The organism is Amycolatopsis sp. lyj-90, assembly GCF_046549035.1.
In the GTDB taxonomy this organism is placed as follows: Bacteria; Actinomycetota; Actinomycetes; order Mycobacteriales; family Pseudonocardiaceae; genus Amycolatopsis.
On sequence record NZ_JAJPWP010000005.1, the window covers coordinates 208,428 to 225,676 of the forward strand.

Genomic DNA, 17,249 nt, shown 5'->3' on the forward strand with positions numbered 1-17,249 from the left:
AATGCCGAATCTGAGACGCTCAGCGACTCAAATGCGACATTGGGAACAGCGGGCCGCGGAAGCAGCGGAGAGCAGTGCAGCGGCTAGACCAGGCCTCGGGGCCGGAGGATCACGTCGGTCGGGTGGGCGTCGCCGGTGGCGGAGACCGCGGCGAGGACGGCGGCCCCGACGGATTCGGGGCGCAGGAAGCGTTCCGGCTCGTACGAGCGGCCTTCGTCGGCGATGATCGCCTGCTGCATCTCGGTGTCCGTGCGGCCGGGGTAGATCGACGTCACCCGCAGGGCGGTTTCTTCGTCCCGCAGCGCGTCGGCGAAGGCGCGGACGGCGAACTTGCTCGCCGCGTACGGGCCCCAGCCCGGACGCGCGTTCTGTCCGGCGCCCGAGTTGATCACGACGACGTGCCCCTTCGAGGCACGCAGCGCGGGCAGGAGCTGCCTGGTCAGCGTGACGACCGCGAGCACGTTGACCTCGAAGTTCGCCCGCCAGTCGGCGTCGGTGGCCGTCTCGACCGTGCCGAGGCGCGCGACGCCCGCCGAGTGCACCAGCACGTCCAGTTCGCCGAACTCGGCGGTCGCCGTCTCCAGTGCCTCGGCATCGGTCAGTTCGACCGGCCACGGCCTCGCGTCGGGCAGCGTGCCCGCCAGTTCCCCGAGCGCGTCGGCGTCGCGGCCGCCGAGCAGCAGCCGGTGGGTGGAGGCGAGCGCGCGGGCGACGGCGGCGCCGATTCCGCGGGTGGCACCGGTGACGAGGGCGAGGGGAAGATCAGCCATGGCCGTCACGCTAGTCACCCGCAGGTGACCGGCGGCGACGCCACCCGGGGGAACCGCACGGAGCCGCGCGCGAACGAGCCGATGAGGTTGTCCGCGAACCGGCCCGCCGTCAGCGGATCCCGCACCGACACGTCGATCGCCACGAGCTCCGGGCAGCTGAGCGCCACCCGCGCGGCGGCGACGTCCTTGGCGCGGACCGGGCCGCCCTCGGCGATCGGAAGCCGCGCCGAATTCGCCAGTTCCCACACCGGGGGCAGCCATTTCTGGTGCCCGGTCCGGCCGTCGGGGAGTGACGTCGAGTGCGCGGCGAACGGGTTGGCGAGGCCGTAACCGTCGCGCAGCCGCAGGTCGAGCGGGATCAGCTGGCCGAGGGCGCCGATGCTGTCCGCGGCGACCGTCACGTACGGCCGGTCCGTCGGATACGCGTACCAGCGCCTGGTCGCGTAGTCCTGGATCAGCACCGCCGGGCCTTCCACGCCGAGGACGGCGCTCAGTACCGACGGCATCGACGGGTGGTCGGCGTAGTCTTCGGCCAGGATCGGATGTTCGTGTCCGGTCGCCCGCGACCAGTACGACCGCTCGTCGGTGACGCCGACGGCACGCGGCTCGGCGGAATACGGCGGGCGAAGCGAACCGGCCGCCACGAACGCCCAGATCCCGACGGCCAGCAGGAACGCGGTGGTCACCCTGGTCACCGGCAGCGCCAGCACGGGCAGCAGCAGGCAGAACAGCGCCGGAAGCAGCATGCGCCCGTGCATGAAATCCCCGCCGACCCTGATCACGTACAGCGAAAGCAGCACCGCGCCCACGAGCGGGACCGCGGTCAGCACCGCGAAGGTTCTGTCCATAGTGGACTTCATGGTGAGGAACGCGGCGGCGAGCAGGAGGACCGGGAGCAGGAGCCAGTACGGCTGGAAGAGATCGGCGAGGTACGCCCAACCTCGGCCCCAGTTCGCCTCCGATGCCTCCTTGACCAACGCGGTGTTCGGCGTCAGCAAGCCGTAGTAGCCCATCCGGAACACCTGATACGCCAACGGAAGCGCGCCCGCCACGGCCAACAGGACCAGCGCGGGGCGAAGTCCCGGCCGCAGAAGCACCACCAGCGCCACCAAGGCGACACCGCTGAAGAGCGCGAGATCCGGCCGGACCAGGGGCCCCAGCCCGGCGACGAGCGCGACCGGCCAGGTGCGCAGTTCATCCATTGTGGACAGACGACGGACGAGCAGCCACCAGGTGCCGCCCAGCCACAGGGTGATCAGGCCGGTTTCCAGCCCGGACGTCGCGAAGTCGCGGAACGGCGGCAACGCGCAGACCACCAGCGCCCCGGCGGGCGCGAGTCCGTGGAACGCCAGCGGCTGGTAGAGCCGCCGGGCGCCGTCCAGGCCGAAGAACAGCCCGGCGACTGAGAAGACCAGCCCGGTGATCACGGAGATCCACTCCAGCGGAACTCCCGGGATCAGCCCGAACACACTCAGGATCGCCGTCCACAAAGGACTGGTGTTGGTCTCGACCCGCTCGCCGATGTTGAACACCGGCCCGTTGCCCGCGAGAATCTGACGGACCGTCCGCAGCACGATCAGCCCGTCGTCGCTCATCCAGCGGCGGCGCCAGGCGAGGTCGGCGTAGACCATCAGCACCAGGCCGAAACCGAACCAAGTCCAGGTCGACGGCCGCCGGAACCAGGTGCGCGAAGGCCAGTCGGGCGTGTTCTCGCCCGTGGTCGTGCTCGTCTGCGTCATGGCCCCGCCCGGCTCGGTTGCGTGCGCAGGACATCAGGTCCGCGGGCCGCGAGTCAAACCGCCCGGGCGGACAAGCAGGACTGTGGCAGCTTCCTCCCTTCCATGGTCAGCCGCGCGGTGACCTCGAAACCGGCCTGGCCCAGCAGCTCGGCGACCCTGCCGGGATCCAGCAGGTACGCGTCGTAGGTGACCGGGTGGCCGTACGCCGTCTCCGGGCTCAGCCGCTCGTCGCCGACGTGGAATCCGACCAGCAGGCGACCGCCGGTCACGAGCGTGCGGCGGAACTCCGCGAACACCGCCGGGAGCACCTCGGGCGGCAGATGGAAGATCGACCACCAGGCGACGAGGCCGCCCAGTTCGCCGTCCGGGACCTCGAGAGCGGTCATCGAGCCCACGGAGAACCGCAGGTCAGGGTACTCACGGCGGGCGATTTCGACCATTTTCGGCGACAAGTCGACACCGGTGACGTCGAGGCCGAGTGACGCCAGGTGAGCGGTGACGTGGCCAGGACCGCAGCCGACGTCGACGACCGGGCCACGCACCTGCTCGGCGAACGCGGCGAGCATGGCGCGGCCGATCGGCTCCTGGTCGAAGAGCTGTCCGACCCGCACCGCGTAGTCCTCGGCGACGGTGTCGTAGGACTCGCGGGTGGCATCGAGGTGAGTGGTCACGGTGGGCGACGCTAGCGGCACCCACCGACAGTTCAGGGCTCGATCAGCCCGGCGTCCCTGGTCAGATCCTCCGGCGCCCCCAGTGTGGTCACCGGGGTGCACCCGGTCGCGGGATCCGCCGCCGAGTCGGTGCCGTTGTACTGTGCCGCGCCGGACCGGGTCAGCTGCCGGGCCCCGGCGTCGAAACAGACCTGGTACGAGCCCGGAAGCAAGCGTTCGAAGACGTACCGCCCGTCCGGCCCGGTCACGGTCGAGCCGACCTCCTTCGCGGAAGCGTCCTTCAACGTCACCTTCACGTCCGGGACGCCGAGCTCGTCGCGGGTCTGCAGGCCGTCCTTGTCCTTGTCCAGCCAGACGAAGTCGCCCAGTTTGCTCATCGGCGCGGTGAGTCCGGCGGCGAACGTCAGGTCCAGGCGTTTGCGGGGGCCGACCGTGGTGGTCGCGGTGCAACCGGTCGCCTGATCGGCGTCCGAGTCCTTCGCGTCGTCACCCGCGTCCTTCGCCGTGTACGTGTAGCCCGCGAACTCGGGCGGAAGCGCGCTGATGTCGAAGCAGACCTGGTAGATGCCGTCCTTCAGCTTGGTGAAGCGGTACTTGCCGGCGGCGTCCGTGGTGAGCGTGCCGAGCGCGGTGCCCGACGCGTCCTTCAACGTCACCTTCACGCCCGGGACACCCGGCTCCGCGGCGTCCTGCAGGCCGTTCCGGTCGACGTCGTTCCAGACGAACTCCCCGATCTCGTCGATCGCGGGCGGCGGGGTGACCTTGATGGTCGTGGTCGCGGTCTTCTTCGGCAGCTTGCCGCTGGAGACGGTCACGGTGTTGACGCGGCCGTTGTCCGCTTCGGTGACGTTCTTGTGGTCGCAGGTGACGGTCGCGGACTTGCCGCCGTCGAGGCTCGCGATCGGGGCGGGCTTCACGTCGCAGGACGGGTCGTCGGCCTTGATGTCGGTCAGCGTCGTGGTGCCGTCGTTGGTCACCGTGAACCGGTAGTTCGCGGTGGTGCCCGCTTCGAGGGTGGCCGTGGCGCCCCAGGCGCCGCTCGCCGGATCACGCACCTCCGCCTTCGCCGCGAACGAGGCGACCTGCAGGTGCACGCAGTCCCACATGACCCAGTTGTGGTCGGTGGCCGCGAAGAACTTCACCGAACTGGCCGACGGCGGGGCGGTCGACGGCGGGAAGTCCTGCCTCGCCAGTTTGCCGTCGGTCTCGACGGCGTGCGTGACCTTGAGTTTGTTCTCCAGGACGACCTTGTTCGACGCGTTGTAGAACCGCAGTCCCGTTTCCCGGACGGCGTCCGCGCGACGGAGGTTGTCGTCGTTCGTGCCGGTCCAGTCGGTCAGCGTGTAGACGGCGCCGGGCACGAACTTCATCGCCGCGTAGGCGGTGCTGACCATCTTGTCCGGCGTCGAGATCAGGGCGTACTTGCCGCCGTCCTGCTGGTAGCCGCCCATCGTCGACAGCCGGGGCTGCTTGCTCTTCGGTGTCCCCGTCGGCACCGGGGCGGCCGGGTTGAACGTGTACCCGGCGGGCGGGCTGCCCTGCTCCACGCTCGGGTTCGGCGCGGCGCCGCCGGTGCAGCCGGACGGGACGGCCGGAGCCTGCGCCAGCGCGGGAAAAGCGCCCGCACTCAGCAGGAGTGTCCCGGTCGTCATCAACACCAGTGCCCTTTTCACAGGGCTGAAGCTAGTTACCCGGTCCCGGTTCCGTAATCGCTGAACCGTGTCGACGATCGCCCCGATCAGGCAGAACCGAGAGTGATCGGGTGCCGCCGCCGTCTTCCCACGGCGGCGGCATCCCGCCCCCCTACTTGACGCCGATGCGGCCGACCTGGCCCCAGCGGCCCTTCTTCCACACCGACACGATCGACGGCCGCGGCTGCGCCGTGCCACCGTCCGGCCAGTGCGACGTCGGGTTCGCGGAGCTGGCCGCGTTCTCACCCGGGTGCTGCACGGCGACGAGCACCAGATGGTCGGTCACCACCGGGCCGCAGGTCTCCGCGCCGACCGGGACCGACAGGAACTGCTTGACGTGCCCGCGCTCCGGACCGTCGACCGGCACCGAGAACAGGCCGTCGTTGGAGCCGAGCGCGTTGCCGTCGGTGGAGATCCACAGGTTCCCGTGCCGGTCGAACGCGACGTTGTCCGGGCACGAGATCGGGCTGACCTGGTCCTTCGGGAAGCCGCCGAAGTAGGTGTCGGCCGTCTTCGGGTCGCCACAGACCAGCAGCAGACGCCACTTGAACTTCGTGGCGGCCGAGTCGCCGCGGTCCTCGTCCCATTCCAGGATGTGCCCGTTGCGGTTGTTGACGCGCGGGTTCGGCTCGTCGACGCCCGCCTTGCCCGCCGCGCCGCGGTCGCTGTTGTTCGTCAGCGCCGCGTAGATCCGGCCGTTGACCGGGTTGGGCTCGATGTCCTCGGGGCGGTCCATCTTCGTCGGCTGGACCTTGTCCGCGGCCTGCCGAGTGAAGACGTAGACCTCCTCGGCGGTGAAACCGTCCACAAAGGACTTGTTGCCCGAGACCAGCGGGATCCACTCGCCGACGCCGTCGAATTCGCCGTCCGCGGGGAGCTTTCCGGTGCCGTCGATCTCGCCGGGGCTGTCGCCGGTGAACCGGGCGACGTACAGGGTGCCGTCGTCGAGCAGCGCGGAGTTGTGCCGCCGCGCGTGCGCGCTCTTGCCCGGCTTGTACTTGCCCTTGGAGACGAACTTGTAGATGTACTCGAAGCGCTCGTCGTCACCGGAGTAGACGGCGACGCGGCCGTCCTTGGTGATCTTGATGTTCGCGGCTTCGTGCTTGAACCGGCCGAGCGCGGTGTGCTTGATCGGCGTCGAGTTCGGGTCGTTCGGGTCGATCTCGACGACCCAGCCGAAGCGGTTGGCCTCGTTCGGCTCCTGCGCGAGGTCCCAGCGCTTGTCGAACCGCTCCCACTTGCGGGTGGTCGCGGCGCCGGAGAAGCCGTAGCGCTTGAGGCGCGCGGCCGCGACCGGGTCGGTGACCGACGCGGCGTTGGCGAAGTACTGGTTGACGTTCTCCTCACCGGAAAGCACGGTGCCCCAAGGGGTCACGCCGCCGGCGCAGTTGTTCTGCGTGCCGAAGACCTTGCGGCCGGTCGGGTCCGCGGAGGTCTTGAGGAACTTCGACCCGGCCGCCGGGCCACGCACCTCGAAGGCGGTGTTCAGCGTGATGCGGCGGTTGAACGGGCTCGGCACCGCGCGCAGCGCCCCGCCGATCGGGTCGCGGAAGGTCTGCACGACCGAGAGGCCGTGCGCGGCCCAGGCGATCTTGACCTGTTCCTCGGTCGGGTTGGCCGGGTCGTACTGGTCGGCCGGGAACATGTGAACCTCGGTGGTGTACTCGTGGTTCACCACCAGCAGGTTGCGGATGCCCAGCGGATCCTGCGGGATCAGGCCGACGAAGTCGTTGTTGTAGCCGAACTGCTTCGCCTGCGCCGCCGCGGTCTGCTTGCGGAAGTCGAACTTCGGGGCACCGAATTCGACGGCGTCGCCCCAGCGGATGACGACGCGCTGGTCGTACCCCTCGGGGATGGTGACCGCGTCGAGCTTGTTCGGCGGCACCGCTGTGAAGTCGGTGCCGGGGACCGGACGGCCGGGGCGGCCCGGCTTGCCGTGGCCGGCGGCCGCGACGTCGGCCGGGGTCTCGGCGGCGGCGGTGCCGGACAGCGCGGCGAAACCTCCGGCCGCCGCGGCCATCACGGCGCTCGCCTTCAGCGCGCCACGACGGGACAGCATGCTCTTGACGACGTCGCCGAAGTACTCGTTGTCGGAGGTGTTCGGCTCGGGGTGGGCACACGCGTTGCCGCAGCGGTACTCACAGGTGACCGCGGAGCGGCCGCCGGGATGGGAGGTGATCAACGGCAGGAGCCGCTGAGGCTCGAAGGACACAAGGCCTCCATGTTCGCGGTGGGTTCACGTAGTCCAGTCGGGGGAACGTCGTGACGGTAAGCGACCAAAACGATCCAGTCCTGGACGGCAGGTGAACAGCGCGCGAACGAGCGATGGCGCGCTGCCGGAGGGGCCGCGCGCCATCGACGAAAAGTACTGCTAGAACGTTGCTTGCCGACTAAGAGCCGATGTCGGACAGGCCGTGCCTGCCGGGTTTCCAGACCGCCACCACCGACGGCCGGGGCTGGGTTTCGCCGCCGTCCGGCCAATGGGAGGCCGGTTTGTCGGCGTTCGCCCCATCCACTTCACCCGGATGCTGGACACAGACCGTGACGATCTTCTCTTCGACGATCGGGCCACAGGTTTCCGCGCCGCGGGGCACGGTGAGGAACAGCTTCAGCTCCCCGCGGTTGCGGCCTTCGAGCGGCACGGAGTACAGGCCGTCGTTGATGCCCAGCGCGCCTGCCGAGTCGGTGGAGATCCACAGGTTGCCGTGCTTGTCGAAGGCCACGTTGTCCGGGCTGGAGATCGGCGAGACCTGATCCTTGGGGAACCCGGCGAAGTAGGTGTCGGGCGAAGCCGGGTCACCGCACACCAGGAACAGCCGCCAGCTGAACGTCAGCGCGAGCGCGTCGCCACGGCGTTCCTCGAACTCCAGCACCTGACCGTGTTTGTTGTTCAGCCGCGGGTTGGGCTCGGTGGCGCCCTCCTTGCCCGGCTTGCCGCGATCGACGTTGTTGCTCAGCGCGCAGTAGATCCGGCCGGTGCGCGGATGCGCCTGGATGTCCTCCGGGCGGTCCATCTTGGTGGCGCCCACGCGGTCGGCCGCCTCGCGGGTGAAGACGTACACCTCTTCGGCGGTCATTCCGTCCACAAAGGACTTCTTGCCGGAGGCGAGCGGGATCCATTCTCCGCTGCCGTCGAATTCGCCGTCGCTGGGCAGTTTTCCGGTGCCGTCGATCTCGGCGGCGGGACTGTCGCCGGTGAACCGGCCGACGTACAGCGTGCCGTCGTCGAGCAGGGTCATGTTGTGCCGCTTGGCATGGGCGCTGTCGCCCGGCTTCATGCGGCCCTTCGAGATGAACTTGTAGATGTACTCGAAGCGCTCGTCGTCACCGGAGTAGGCGACCACGCGGCCGTCCTTCGCGACGCGGATGTTCGCCGTCTCGTGCTTGAACCGGCCGAGATGCGTGTGCTTGACCGGGGTGCTGTCCGGATCGTTCGGGTCGAGTTCGATCACCCAGCCGAAGCGGTTGGCCTCGTTCGGTTCCCTGGCGATGTCCCAGCGCGCGTCGAACCGCTCCCATTTCCGGGTGGTCGCGGTGCCGTTGATGCCGTAACGCGCGAGCCGCTTGCGCTTCACGGGATCGGTCACCGTGTCGGCGTTCCCGAAGTACTGGTTGATGTTCTCTTCGCCGGACAGGATCGTGCCCCACGGCGTGACGCCGCCGGCACAGTTGTTCATCGTGCCGAGCACCACCGTGCCAGTAGGGTCGACGGCGGTCTTGAGCAGTTCGCTGCCCGCCGCCGGGCCGGTCACCTTGAACGGCGTGTGCAGGGTGATGCGGCGGTTGTAGCGCGACATCTTCGGCCGCAGGTGCCCGGTGTCCCGTCCGCGGGACACCTGGACGACCGTCAGCCCGTGTGCGGCCCAGGCGATCTTGACCTGCTCTTCGGTCGGGTTGTTCCGGTCGTAACCGCGGAACATGAACTCTTCCGAGGTGTACTCGTGGTTCGTGACCAGGAGCGAGGAGAGTCCCCAGCGATCGAGGGGCAGCAGCGCGGCGAAGTCGCAGTTGTAGCCGAACTGCTTCGCCTGCGCGGCGGCTGTCTGGTGGTCGAAGTCGAACTCCGGCGCGCCCGGCAGGACCGCGTCACCCCAGCGGATCACGATGCCCTGCCGATAACCCTCGGGCACCACGACGGCGTCGAGCGTGTTCGGTTGCACTCGTTCGTAGTCGGTGCCGGGTGGCGGTTTCGGCCTGCCGTGGCCGTGTCCCGCCGGCTCGGCGGAGGCGGGCCCGGCGAGCGCGAGCGGCGTGCCGGCGGCCAGTGCGACGACGGCGGTCGCCTTCAGCGCGCCGCGGCGGCTCACCGCCCCGAGGACTTCGGCGAAGGTGGGGTTGTCCGAGGTGTTGGGCGCGTCGTGGAAGCACGCGTCCCCACAGCGATAGGTACAGGTCACTGACGCCCGGCTTGGTGAGTGGCCGGCCAGTAACGGAAGGAACTTCACGCGGACCTCCGGTCAGGCAGTTCGGGAGGTCGACGCTAAGGCACCGGACCAACGAGAGGAAACCCCTCGTTGGTCCGGTGTTCACCTTTTGTTCGAATTACATCTCTTCGCCGACAAGGACCGCTTCGGCCGGAATCGTGTGCGGGTCCGCGGTCTTCTCGCGGATCGTCAGCAGGGCACCGGCGAGGACGCACAGGATCGCGGCGATCACGAACGGCGCCTGCTTGGCGCCGAACCACTCGGCCAGGTGACCGACGACGGTCGCGGCGACCGCGCCGCCGAGCCAGCGGCAGAAGTTGTACCCGGCACTCGCGACCGGACGCGGGGCGTCGCTGATCGACATGGCCGTCCCGGTGAAGAGCGTGTTCAGCAGACCGGACACCAGGCCCGACAGGATGATGCCGACGACCAGCACCGGCTTGCTCGGGATCGCCATGATCAGCAGCAGGACGGCGTAACCGAAGACTGCGACCACGGTCGCGTGCCGCTCACCGAGCTTCGCGGCGAGTTTCGGCGCCAGCACCACTCCCGCGACGGCGACCGAAAGGCCCCAGCCACAGAAGATCAGGCCGACCGCGACGGCGCTCCACTCCAGCACGAACGGCGACCAGGCCAGCACCACGAAGAACGCGGCGGTGTAGAGCGCGGAACCGATCGAGGTGCGCAGGAGACCGCTGTGCTTCAGCGCGCGGAACGGGTCGAGCAGGCGGATCTTCGGCCGCTTCGCCTTGGCATCGGCGGCCAGGAAGATCGAGCACAGCACGAGACCGCACAGCATCAGCAGCGAAGTGCCGATGAACGGGCCACGCCACGAGATGCTGCCGAGCAGCGCGCCCAGCAGCGGTCCGACCGCGAGGCCGACGCCGAGCGCGGCTTCGTAGAGCAGGATCGCGCCCGCCTGGCCGCCGGTCGCGGCGCCGACGATGACCGAAAGCGCGGTGGCGATGAAGAAGGCGTTGCCGAGACCCCAGATCGCGCGCAGCCCGATGAGCTGCTCGATCGACCCGGACGCGGCGCACAGCGCGGTGGCGACGACGACCAGCGTCAGCCCGACGACCACGGTCCGCTTGGCCCCGAACCGGGCGCTCATCGCGCCGGTCACCAGCATGGCGACCGCCTGGACGCCGAGGTAGCTGGAGAACAGCAGCGTCACTTCGGACGGCGTCGCGTGCAGGCCTTCGGCGATCGACAGCAGGATCGGGTCGACCAGCCCGATGCCCATGAACGCGATGACCGCGGCGAACGCGGTGATCCATACCTGTTTGGGCTGTCCTTTGAGAGCGTCCAACAGGCTCGAGTGGGACTCAGCGCTCATCGCGGATCAGTTCCTCCTTCTTGTCTTCGTGCAGCAACCTGGTGAAAGCGGGGAGCGCTGCTTCGATCGCGGCGCGGTCGGGCTCGTCCAGTCCGATGAGCCGCTCGCGGAGGAATTCCTCCCTGGCGACGATCAATCGGCGATGGAAACGCTGCCCCACCTCGGTGACCTCGACGAGCACGGCGCGGCCGTCGGCGGGATCGGGACGGCGGCTGACCAGGCCGAGCCGCTCCAGGCGGCGGACGACGTCGGTCATCGTCGGCATCCGGACCCGCTCCAGCTCGGCAAGCGCACTCATCCGGCGCGGGCCGCCGTTCAGCAGCTCCGAAAGCACCGAACCCTGGGTGAGGGTGAGCTGCACCTGCGGGGTCTCCCGGCGGACGAGGTAGTACAGCCGGAACACCAGCGGGCGCAGCCGGTGAGCGAGATCGGCGGCTTTCGTGGTCACTTAGCCATGCTAACTAAAATTACTGAGCATGGCTAAGTAATCTGCCGCACAGGTCGCCTCGGCCTAGGCTTGGGGGTGTGGAAGCGGTGATCTTCGATCTCGACGGTGTCCTGGTGGATTCGGAAAAGATGTGGGACGAGGTCCGGCGGGCGGTCGCCCGCGAGTTCCACGGCACCTGGCGGGACGAATCGACCAGGGCGATGCAGGGGATGAGCACCCCGGAATGGGCCGCCTACCTGGCACACGACCTCGGCGTCCAGCTCCGGCCCGCGGACGTCGCGCAGGTGGTGGTCGAGCGGATGGCGCGGCGGTACGCGGAGAAACCGCCGATCATCCCGGGCGGACCGGACGTCGTGCGCGAGGTCGCGAAGCACTGGCCGGTGGCGATCGCGAGCTCGTCGCCGCCGCTGCTGATCAAGGCGTTCCTGGACATCACGCGGCTGCCGGTGCCGACGGCGGTGTCCTCGGAGCAGGTCGGGGCGGGCAAACCGGCGCCCGACGTCTATCTGAAGGCGGCGGAGCTGCTGGGCGTGGAGCCGAAGAACTGCGCGGCCGTGGAGGACACGACGAACGGGCTGCGCGCGGCGCTGGCGGCGGGGATGACGGTGTACGCGGTGCCGAATCCGCACTTCCCGCCGGATCCCTCGGTGCTGGCGCAGACGACGGTGATCTCGGCGATCACGGACCTGCCCGCGGCCCTTCACACACCCTGACCCTCGCCTCCGCGCCCCCTCACCGATGCTATGAAAGGCCCGTTACTTGCAAAATTTGCAAGTAACGGGCCTTTCATAGCGCGCTACGGGAGGGTCACGCCTCGCCGGCGATGAACTTCTCGACCTCGTCGCGCGCGGTGGAGTCGTCGTACTGCTCCGGCGGCGACTTCATGAAGTACGAGGAAGCCGAGAGGATCGGGCCGCCGACGCCGCGGTCCAGCGCGATCTTCGCGGCACGCACGGCGTCGATGATGATGCCCGCCGAGTTCGGCGAGTCCCAGACCTCGAGCTTGTACTCCAGGTTCAGCGGCACGTCACCGAAGGCGCGGCCCTCGAGCCGAACGTAGGCCCACTTGCGGTCGTCGAGCCACTGCACGTAGTCCGACGGTCCGATGTGGACGTTGCCCTTGCCGAGCTCGCGGTCGACCTGCGAGGTGACCGACTGGGTCTTCGAGATCTTCTTCGACTCGAGCCGCTCGAGCTCTTTCATGTTCAGGAAGTCCATGTTCCCGCCCACGTTGAGCTGCATCGTCCGGTCGAGCTGGACGCCGCGGTCCTCGAACAGCTTCGCCAGCACGCGGTGCGTGATGGTGGCGCCGACCTGGGACTTGATGTCGTCGCCGACGATCGGCACACCGGCCGCGCGGAACTTCTCCGCCCACTCGGGGTCGGAGGCGATGAACACCGGCAGCGCGTTGACGAACGCCACACCGGCGTCGATGCACGCCTGCGCGTAGAACTTGTCGGCCTCTTCGGAGCCCACCGGCAGATAGGAGACGAGCACGTCGACCTCGGCCTCGCGCAGCGCGGCGACGACGTCGACCGGGGTCTCGTCGGACTCCTCGATGGTCTCGCGGTAGAACCGGCCGAGCCCGTCGTAGGTGTGACCGCGCTGCACCGTGACGCCCAGCGGCGGCACGTCGGCGATCTTGATGGTGTTGTTCTCGCTGGCGAAGATCGCCTCGGACAGATCGCGGCTGACCTTCTTGGCGTCCACGTCGAACGCGGCGACGAACTCGATGTCGCGGACGTGGTACTCGCCGAACACGACGTGCATCAAACCGGGCACGCGGGTGCTGGGATCTGCGTCGCGGTAGTACTGAACGCCCTGGACCAGCGAGGCCGCACAGTTGCCGACGCCCACGATGGCCACCCGAACGCGGCGGTTCTCGCCCATGCCGGTTTCTCCTTCATTCGTCCAACAGTTGTAGGTAGTGCTCAGCGGGCACGGAGAGCGCCTCAGGTCTCCGGTCCGCGCTGCTCGGCCTGTTCGTGCGCGATCAGCTCATTGAGCCAGCGCACCTCCCGCTCACTGGACTCCAGCCCGAGCCGGTGCAGCTCACGGGTGTAGCGGTCGATCTTCTCCTCGGCCCGCGCCATTGCCGTCCGAAGTCCTTCTCGGCGTTCCTCGACCCGACGACGACGGCCCTCCAGGATTCGCATCCTGACGTCGGCCGGTGTCCTCGAGAAGAACGCCAGGTGGACGCCGAAGCCTTCGTCGTCCCACGTCTGCGGGCCCGCGTCACCGAGCAGTTCGGCGAACCGTTCCTTGCCCTCGGCGGTGAGCTTGTACACGCGCTTGCCCCGGCGTGCCCACGCCCGGTCTTCCACCTCTTCGAGCTCCTCGACGAGGTAACCGGAGCGCAGCAGCCGACGCAGGGTCGGGTACAGCGAGCCGTACGAGAACGTCCGGAACATCCCGAGCGTCTCGTGCAAACGTTTGCGCAGCACGTAACCGTGCATGGGGGTCTCGTGCAACAGCCCCAAGATCGCGAGCTCCAGCACACCGCACCCCCTTCCGGGAACAAACCGCGACCGGTCGCGTTGGCCACCGAGACCGGTTCGGTCAACCTACCGGCCCACTATATCGCGCCGATACATCGGAGTGGTGTAGCTAACCCCGATCGAGCGTCGGCGGAACCGGACGAAATTCACCGGAGAGTTATCGAATCGTCGGCGTGTCCGGTCGTGCACGGTCCGTCTCCCCGAGAACGGGGCGTGGACCACACAGCAAGAGCCCGTACTCTGTTGGCGTGCGAAACCAGCGGCAGGTCGTGGACTACGCCTTACAGCGGCGCTCGCTGCTCAAGGGCGTCCACTCCGGACGGGTCGGCACATACGACGTCTGCGACGCGGGCCCGTACCTCCTGCGGGCCGCGAAATTCCACGGACGACCTGGTGAGCAGGACTGCCCGGTCTGTCACCGGGAGGAACTGACCCTGGTGTCCTGGGTCTACGGCGAGGAGCTCAAGCACGTCGCCGGATCAGCCAAGACACCGGAAGAACTGGTGCGGATGGACGGGCTCTTCGCGGAGTTCACCGTCTACGAGGTCGAGGTATGCCGGAGCTGTCACTGGAACCACCTGGTGCGCTCCTACGTCCTCGGAACAGGAGACCCGGGAAGCACCCGGCCACGGACCCGGTCGCAGAGGACAGCGGGTCAGTGACAGGTACCGAAATCGCAGTTGAGCACAGAGCGGCGTCCCCCGAAGCGCCGGTCTGGGAGGCCCATTCGTGAACGACGACCGCAACCGCTCCTGGCCAGGCCAGGAGCCTGATGCACCTCGCCGTGCCCACTGGCCGGGCGAAGAGGACGAGCCCGGCTGGCCGGGCGAGGAACCCCCGCGCCGCCCCCAGCGCCGGACGCCCCCGAACGGCACCCCCCGCTCGGCCCCACCACGGTCCGCTGCCCCGCGCCCGGTCGACCCCCAATGGCCCGGCGGGGACAGCGGTGGCAACGGCGGCCCCGAGTGGCCGTCCGACGACGAACCACGCCGTCCCGCGGCCCCGCGCCGCCCCAACGGCATGCCCCCGCGCAGGCAGGGACCCCCGCCGCCCGGTGGCCGTCCCCAGCGTTCCCAGCAGGGCGCCGTCGGTCACCGGCCGCCGCCGCCCCCGCCCGGCAACCGCCGCCCGCCCGCTCCCGCCGACCAGGCGACCGCGATGGTCCGCCCGGTCGAGCCGGACCCGTACGAGCGCGAGCCGGACCTCATCACGCACCACGCGCACAACGGCACCGAAGACCCGTACGGCTACGACCCGTACGACGATCGCTATGACGATCGTCACGAAAGCTCGGCCCTCGGCGCGGAGAGTGACGATCAGTACGACGACGAGCCCGCCGAGGACGAAGACGGCGACAAGAAGAAGGTCCTCACCCCGAAGCAGCGCAAGAAGCGCCGCTGGCGGATCGTCCGCCGGGTCCTCTACTCGATGTTCGGCCTGTTCGTCGTGGTGCCGGCGATCGCGTTCGTCATCACCTACTTCCTGGTGGACGTCCCGTCGCAGGAAAGCATCGCGAGCCTGCAGAGCCAGCCGATCACGTTGACCTACGCCGACGGCAGCCCGATGGGCAAGATCGCGCCCGCGAGCGGCGGCAGCCGGTACCTGCTTCAGCCGGGCGACGTCCCGGACGCGGTCAAGAAGGCCGTTTACGCGGCCGAGGACTCGTCGTTCGAAACCAACTCCGGGTTCGACGTCGGCGGCATCCTGCGCGCGGTCTACAACAACGTCACCGGCGGCCAGGGCGGCGGTTCGACGATCTCCCAGCAGTACATCAAGAAGGCCACGGCCAACGAGGCTCCGACGCTCACCCGTAAATGGACCGAGCTGGCCAAATCCTTCAAGATGAACAACCAGATGTCCAAAGAGGAGATCATCACCGCGTACCTCAACACCATCTACTTCGGTCGCGGCGCGAACGGCATCGAAGCGGCCGCGCAGGCCTACTTCAAGAAGCCAGCCAAGGAGCTCGGCGCGTCCGAGGCCGCCTTGCTCGCCGGCCTGATCCAGGGCCCGAGCAAGTCCGAGAACGACGCGTACGCGCAGAGGCGCTGGAACTTCGTGATGGACCAGATGGTGGCGAACAAGTGGCTGGACCCTGGTCAGCGCGCCACCGCCGAGTACCCGAAGCCGATCCCGAAGGCACAGGCGAAGGCCGACGACGCCGGGACGCTGAGCCTGCACATCCGCAACCGCGTGATCGACGAGCTCGAGGCCCGCGGCTACGACCAGGACCGGCTGCACCAGGGCGGCTTCAAGATCACCACGACGATCGACCCCAAGGCGCAGAAGATGGCCGAGGAGTCCGTCGCCGAGGGGATGAAGGGCCAGACCGACGAGAACATCCTGAACGCGCTGGTCGCGATCGATCCCAAGACCGGCGGTGTGGTCGCCTACTGGGGCGGCCCCGACTGGACGAAGAACGCGCAGGGCCAGGACGTCCAGGCCATCGACTGGGCGAACGTGCCGCACAACCCCGGGTCGGCGTTCAAGGCCTTCGACCTGACCGCGTTCCTCAAGATGGGCAAGGGACTCGGCGAGACGTTCGACGGCTCCAACAACCGGAAGTTCGACGGCCGCACGATCCGGAACGCGGGCGAGAGCTCCAACTGCGGTACGCAATGCACGGTCGCCGAGGCGATGAAGGTCTCCGCGAACACCGTGTTCTACGACATGGTCCGCAACGCGACGAAGATCGACCCGGTGGCGAAGGCCGCGAAGGAAGCCGGCGTGATGGTGGAGGCCGACGGCGGCAAGGCGAAGCTGAGCCCCGACATCAACATCGCCCTCGGCGGTGGTGGCACGGTCACCACGGCCGAGGACATGGCGGCCGGTTTCGCCACCTTCGCCGGTGAAGGCGTCCGGCAGAAGCAGCACTTCGTCGCCAAGCTGGCCAACTCCCAGGACGAGGTCGAGTTCGACGAGACGGCCCCCAAGGGCTCTCCCGCCTTCAGTGACGACGCCGACAAGAGCAAGCAGATCGCCGGCAACGTCACGGACGCGCTCGAAGAGGTCATCCCGTACTCGAAGCTGAAGTGCCCGAAGGGTCACGACTGCGCGGGCAAGACCGGCACGCAGCAGTACGACTTCAAGGACAGCGACCCGGCCAGCTACCGCGACCGCAACGCGCAGACCTGGATGGTGGGCTACACGCCGACCATCTCGACCTCGGTGTGGGTCGGCGGCGACGGCAACAAGCCGCTGCACGACAAGGGCGGCAAGCCGGTCTACGGCCGGACCATCGCGGGCCCGATCTGGGAAGACTTCATGTCCCGGTACATGACCGGCAAGCCGTCGGAGAAGTTCGACAGCGTCAAGCCGATCGGCAAGGACGCCAGGTACGTGCCGCCGACGACGGCCTCGAAGCCGCCGCAGACGTCGACGCCGCCCGAGACGCCGACGACCACCCCGACGCCGACGATTCCCACCGAGCCGACCGAGCCGACGGAAACCGGCGGCTGGCCGACGAAACCGACAAAGCCCACGAAGCCGACCAGGCCGGGGCCGGGGACTTCGGAGCCGTTGTTCCCGAACGGCGAAGATCCGTGATGACCGGGCGAAGCGCATGAAAAAGGTGTGCCGGGCAGGGCTGCCCGGCACACCTTTTTTCGTCGCCCCCGGTGAACCTGAACCGATTTGATACGTCTTAGGTAGAAGGAGACCTGCGACCGCAGG

General features: G+C 68.6%; 13 protein-coding genes. 3 read left to right on the top strand and 10 right to left on the bottom strand.

Annotated elements, in window-relative coordinates; all coding sequences use genetic code 11:
* Nucleotides 1-83: 83 nt before the first annotated feature.
* The 8 genes from ACLJPX_RS20310 to ACLJPX_RS20345 all read right to left on the bottom strand — a co-directional run bounded on the left by ACLJPX_RS20310 (nt 84) and on the right by ACLJPX_RS20345 (nt 11,079).
* The gene (locus tag ACLJPX_RS20310) at nt 84-770 is read right to left on the bottom strand and encodes an SDR family oxidoreductase (RefSeq protein WP_410601483.1); all 687 of its coding nucleotides are present in this window, start codon (nt 768-770) and stop codon (nt 84-86) included.
* Nucleotides 771-784: 14 nt separating this feature from the next.
* A complete protein-coding gene (locus ACLJPX_RS20315) occupies nt 785-2,509 on the bottom strand; it encodes a hypothetical protein (protein ID WP_410601484.1) in 1,725 nt (574 codons plus the stop codon).
* Nucleotides 2,510-2,562: 53 nt separating this feature from the next.
* Nucleotides 2,563-3,180 (bottom strand): class I SAM-dependent DNA methyltransferase, encoded by a 618-nt coding sequence (locus ACLJPX_RS20320; protein WP_410601485.1) that lies wholly within the window; start codon nt 3,178-3,180, stop codon nt 2,563-2,565.
* 32 nt (nt 3,181-3,212) lie between these two features.
* A complete protein-coding gene (locus tag ACLJPX_RS20325) occupies nt 3,213-4,832 on the bottom strand; it encodes an SdrD B-like domain-containing protein (RefSeq protein WP_410601910.1) in 1,620 nt (539 codons plus the stop codon).
* Between the two features lie 151 nt (nt 4,833-4,983).
* Complete coding sequence (locus ACLJPX_RS20330) at nt 4,984-7,083, bottom strand: PhoX family protein (protein WP_101611498.1); 2,100 nt, start codon at nt 7,081-7,083, stop codon at nt 4,984-4,986.
* 178 nt (nt 7,084-7,261) lie between these two features.
* Nucleotides 7,262-9,316 carry a PhoX family protein gene (locus ACLJPX_RS20335; protein WP_410601486.1) on the bottom strand — a complete coding sequence of 685 codons (2,055 nt, stop codon included), beginning with the start codon at nt 9,314-9,316 and terminating at the stop codon, nt 7,262-7,264.
* A 97-nt stretch (nt 9,317-9,413) separates the two neighbouring features.
* On the bottom strand, nt 9,414-10,631 hold the full coding sequence (locus ACLJPX_RS20340; RefSeq protein ID WP_410601487.1) for an MFS transporter: 1,218 nt from the start codon (nt 10,629-10,631) through the stop codon (nt 9,414-9,416).
* A complete protein-coding gene (locus ACLJPX_RS20345) occupies nt 10,621-11,079 on the bottom strand; it encodes a MarR family winged helix-turn-helix transcriptional regulator (RefSeq protein WP_101611501.1) in 459 nt (152 codons plus the stop codon). Before ACLJPX_RS20345 ends, ACLJPX_RS20340 begins: the two co-directional genes overlap by 11 nt.
* A 77-nt stretch (nt 11,080-11,156) precedes the next feature.
* On the opposite strand from ACLJPX_RS20345, the gene ACLJPX_RS20350 reads away from it, so the two are divergent.
* A complete protein-coding gene (locus ACLJPX_RS20350; protein WP_410601488.1) occupies nt 11,157-11,792 on the top strand; it encodes an HAD family hydrolase in 636 nt (211 codons plus the stop codon).
* A 94-nt stretch (nt 11,793-11,886) separates the two neighbouring features.
* Here the strand turns inward: ACLJPX_RS20350 and ACLJPX_RS20355 are convergent, their stop codons facing one another.
* Together ACLJPX_RS20355 and ACLJPX_RS20360 are read right to left on the bottom strand one after the other, a co-directional pair.
* Nucleotides 11,887-12,969: an inositol-3-phosphate synthase gene (locus ACLJPX_RS20355; protein WP_101611503.1), complete on the bottom strand. Its 1,083-nt coding sequence runs from the start codon at nt 12,967-12,969 to the stop codon at nt 11,887-11,889.
* Nucleotides 12,970-13,031: 62 nt separating this feature from the next.
* A complete protein-coding gene (locus ACLJPX_RS20360) occupies nt 13,032-13,577 on the bottom strand; it encodes a PadR family transcriptional regulator (RefSeq protein WP_101611504.1) in 546 nt (181 codons plus the stop codon).
* Nucleotides 13,578-13,825: 248 nt separating this feature from the next.
* On the opposite strand from ACLJPX_RS20360, the gene ACLJPX_RS20365 reads away from it, so the two are divergent.
* Nucleotides 13,826-14,239, top strand: a complete 414-nt coding sequence (locus tag ACLJPX_RS20365; RefSeq protein ID WP_101611505.1) for a DUF5318 domain-containing protein — start codon at nt 13,826-13,828, stop codon at nt 14,237-14,239.
* A 496-nt stretch (nt 14,240-14,735) separates the two neighbouring features.
* On the top strand, nt 14,736-17,123 hold the full coding sequence (locus tag ACLJPX_RS20370; protein WP_410601912.1) for a transglycosylase domain-containing protein: 2,388 nt from the start codon (nt 14,736-14,738) through the stop codon (nt 17,121-17,123).
* Nucleotides 17,124-17,249: the final 126 nt, after the last annotated feature.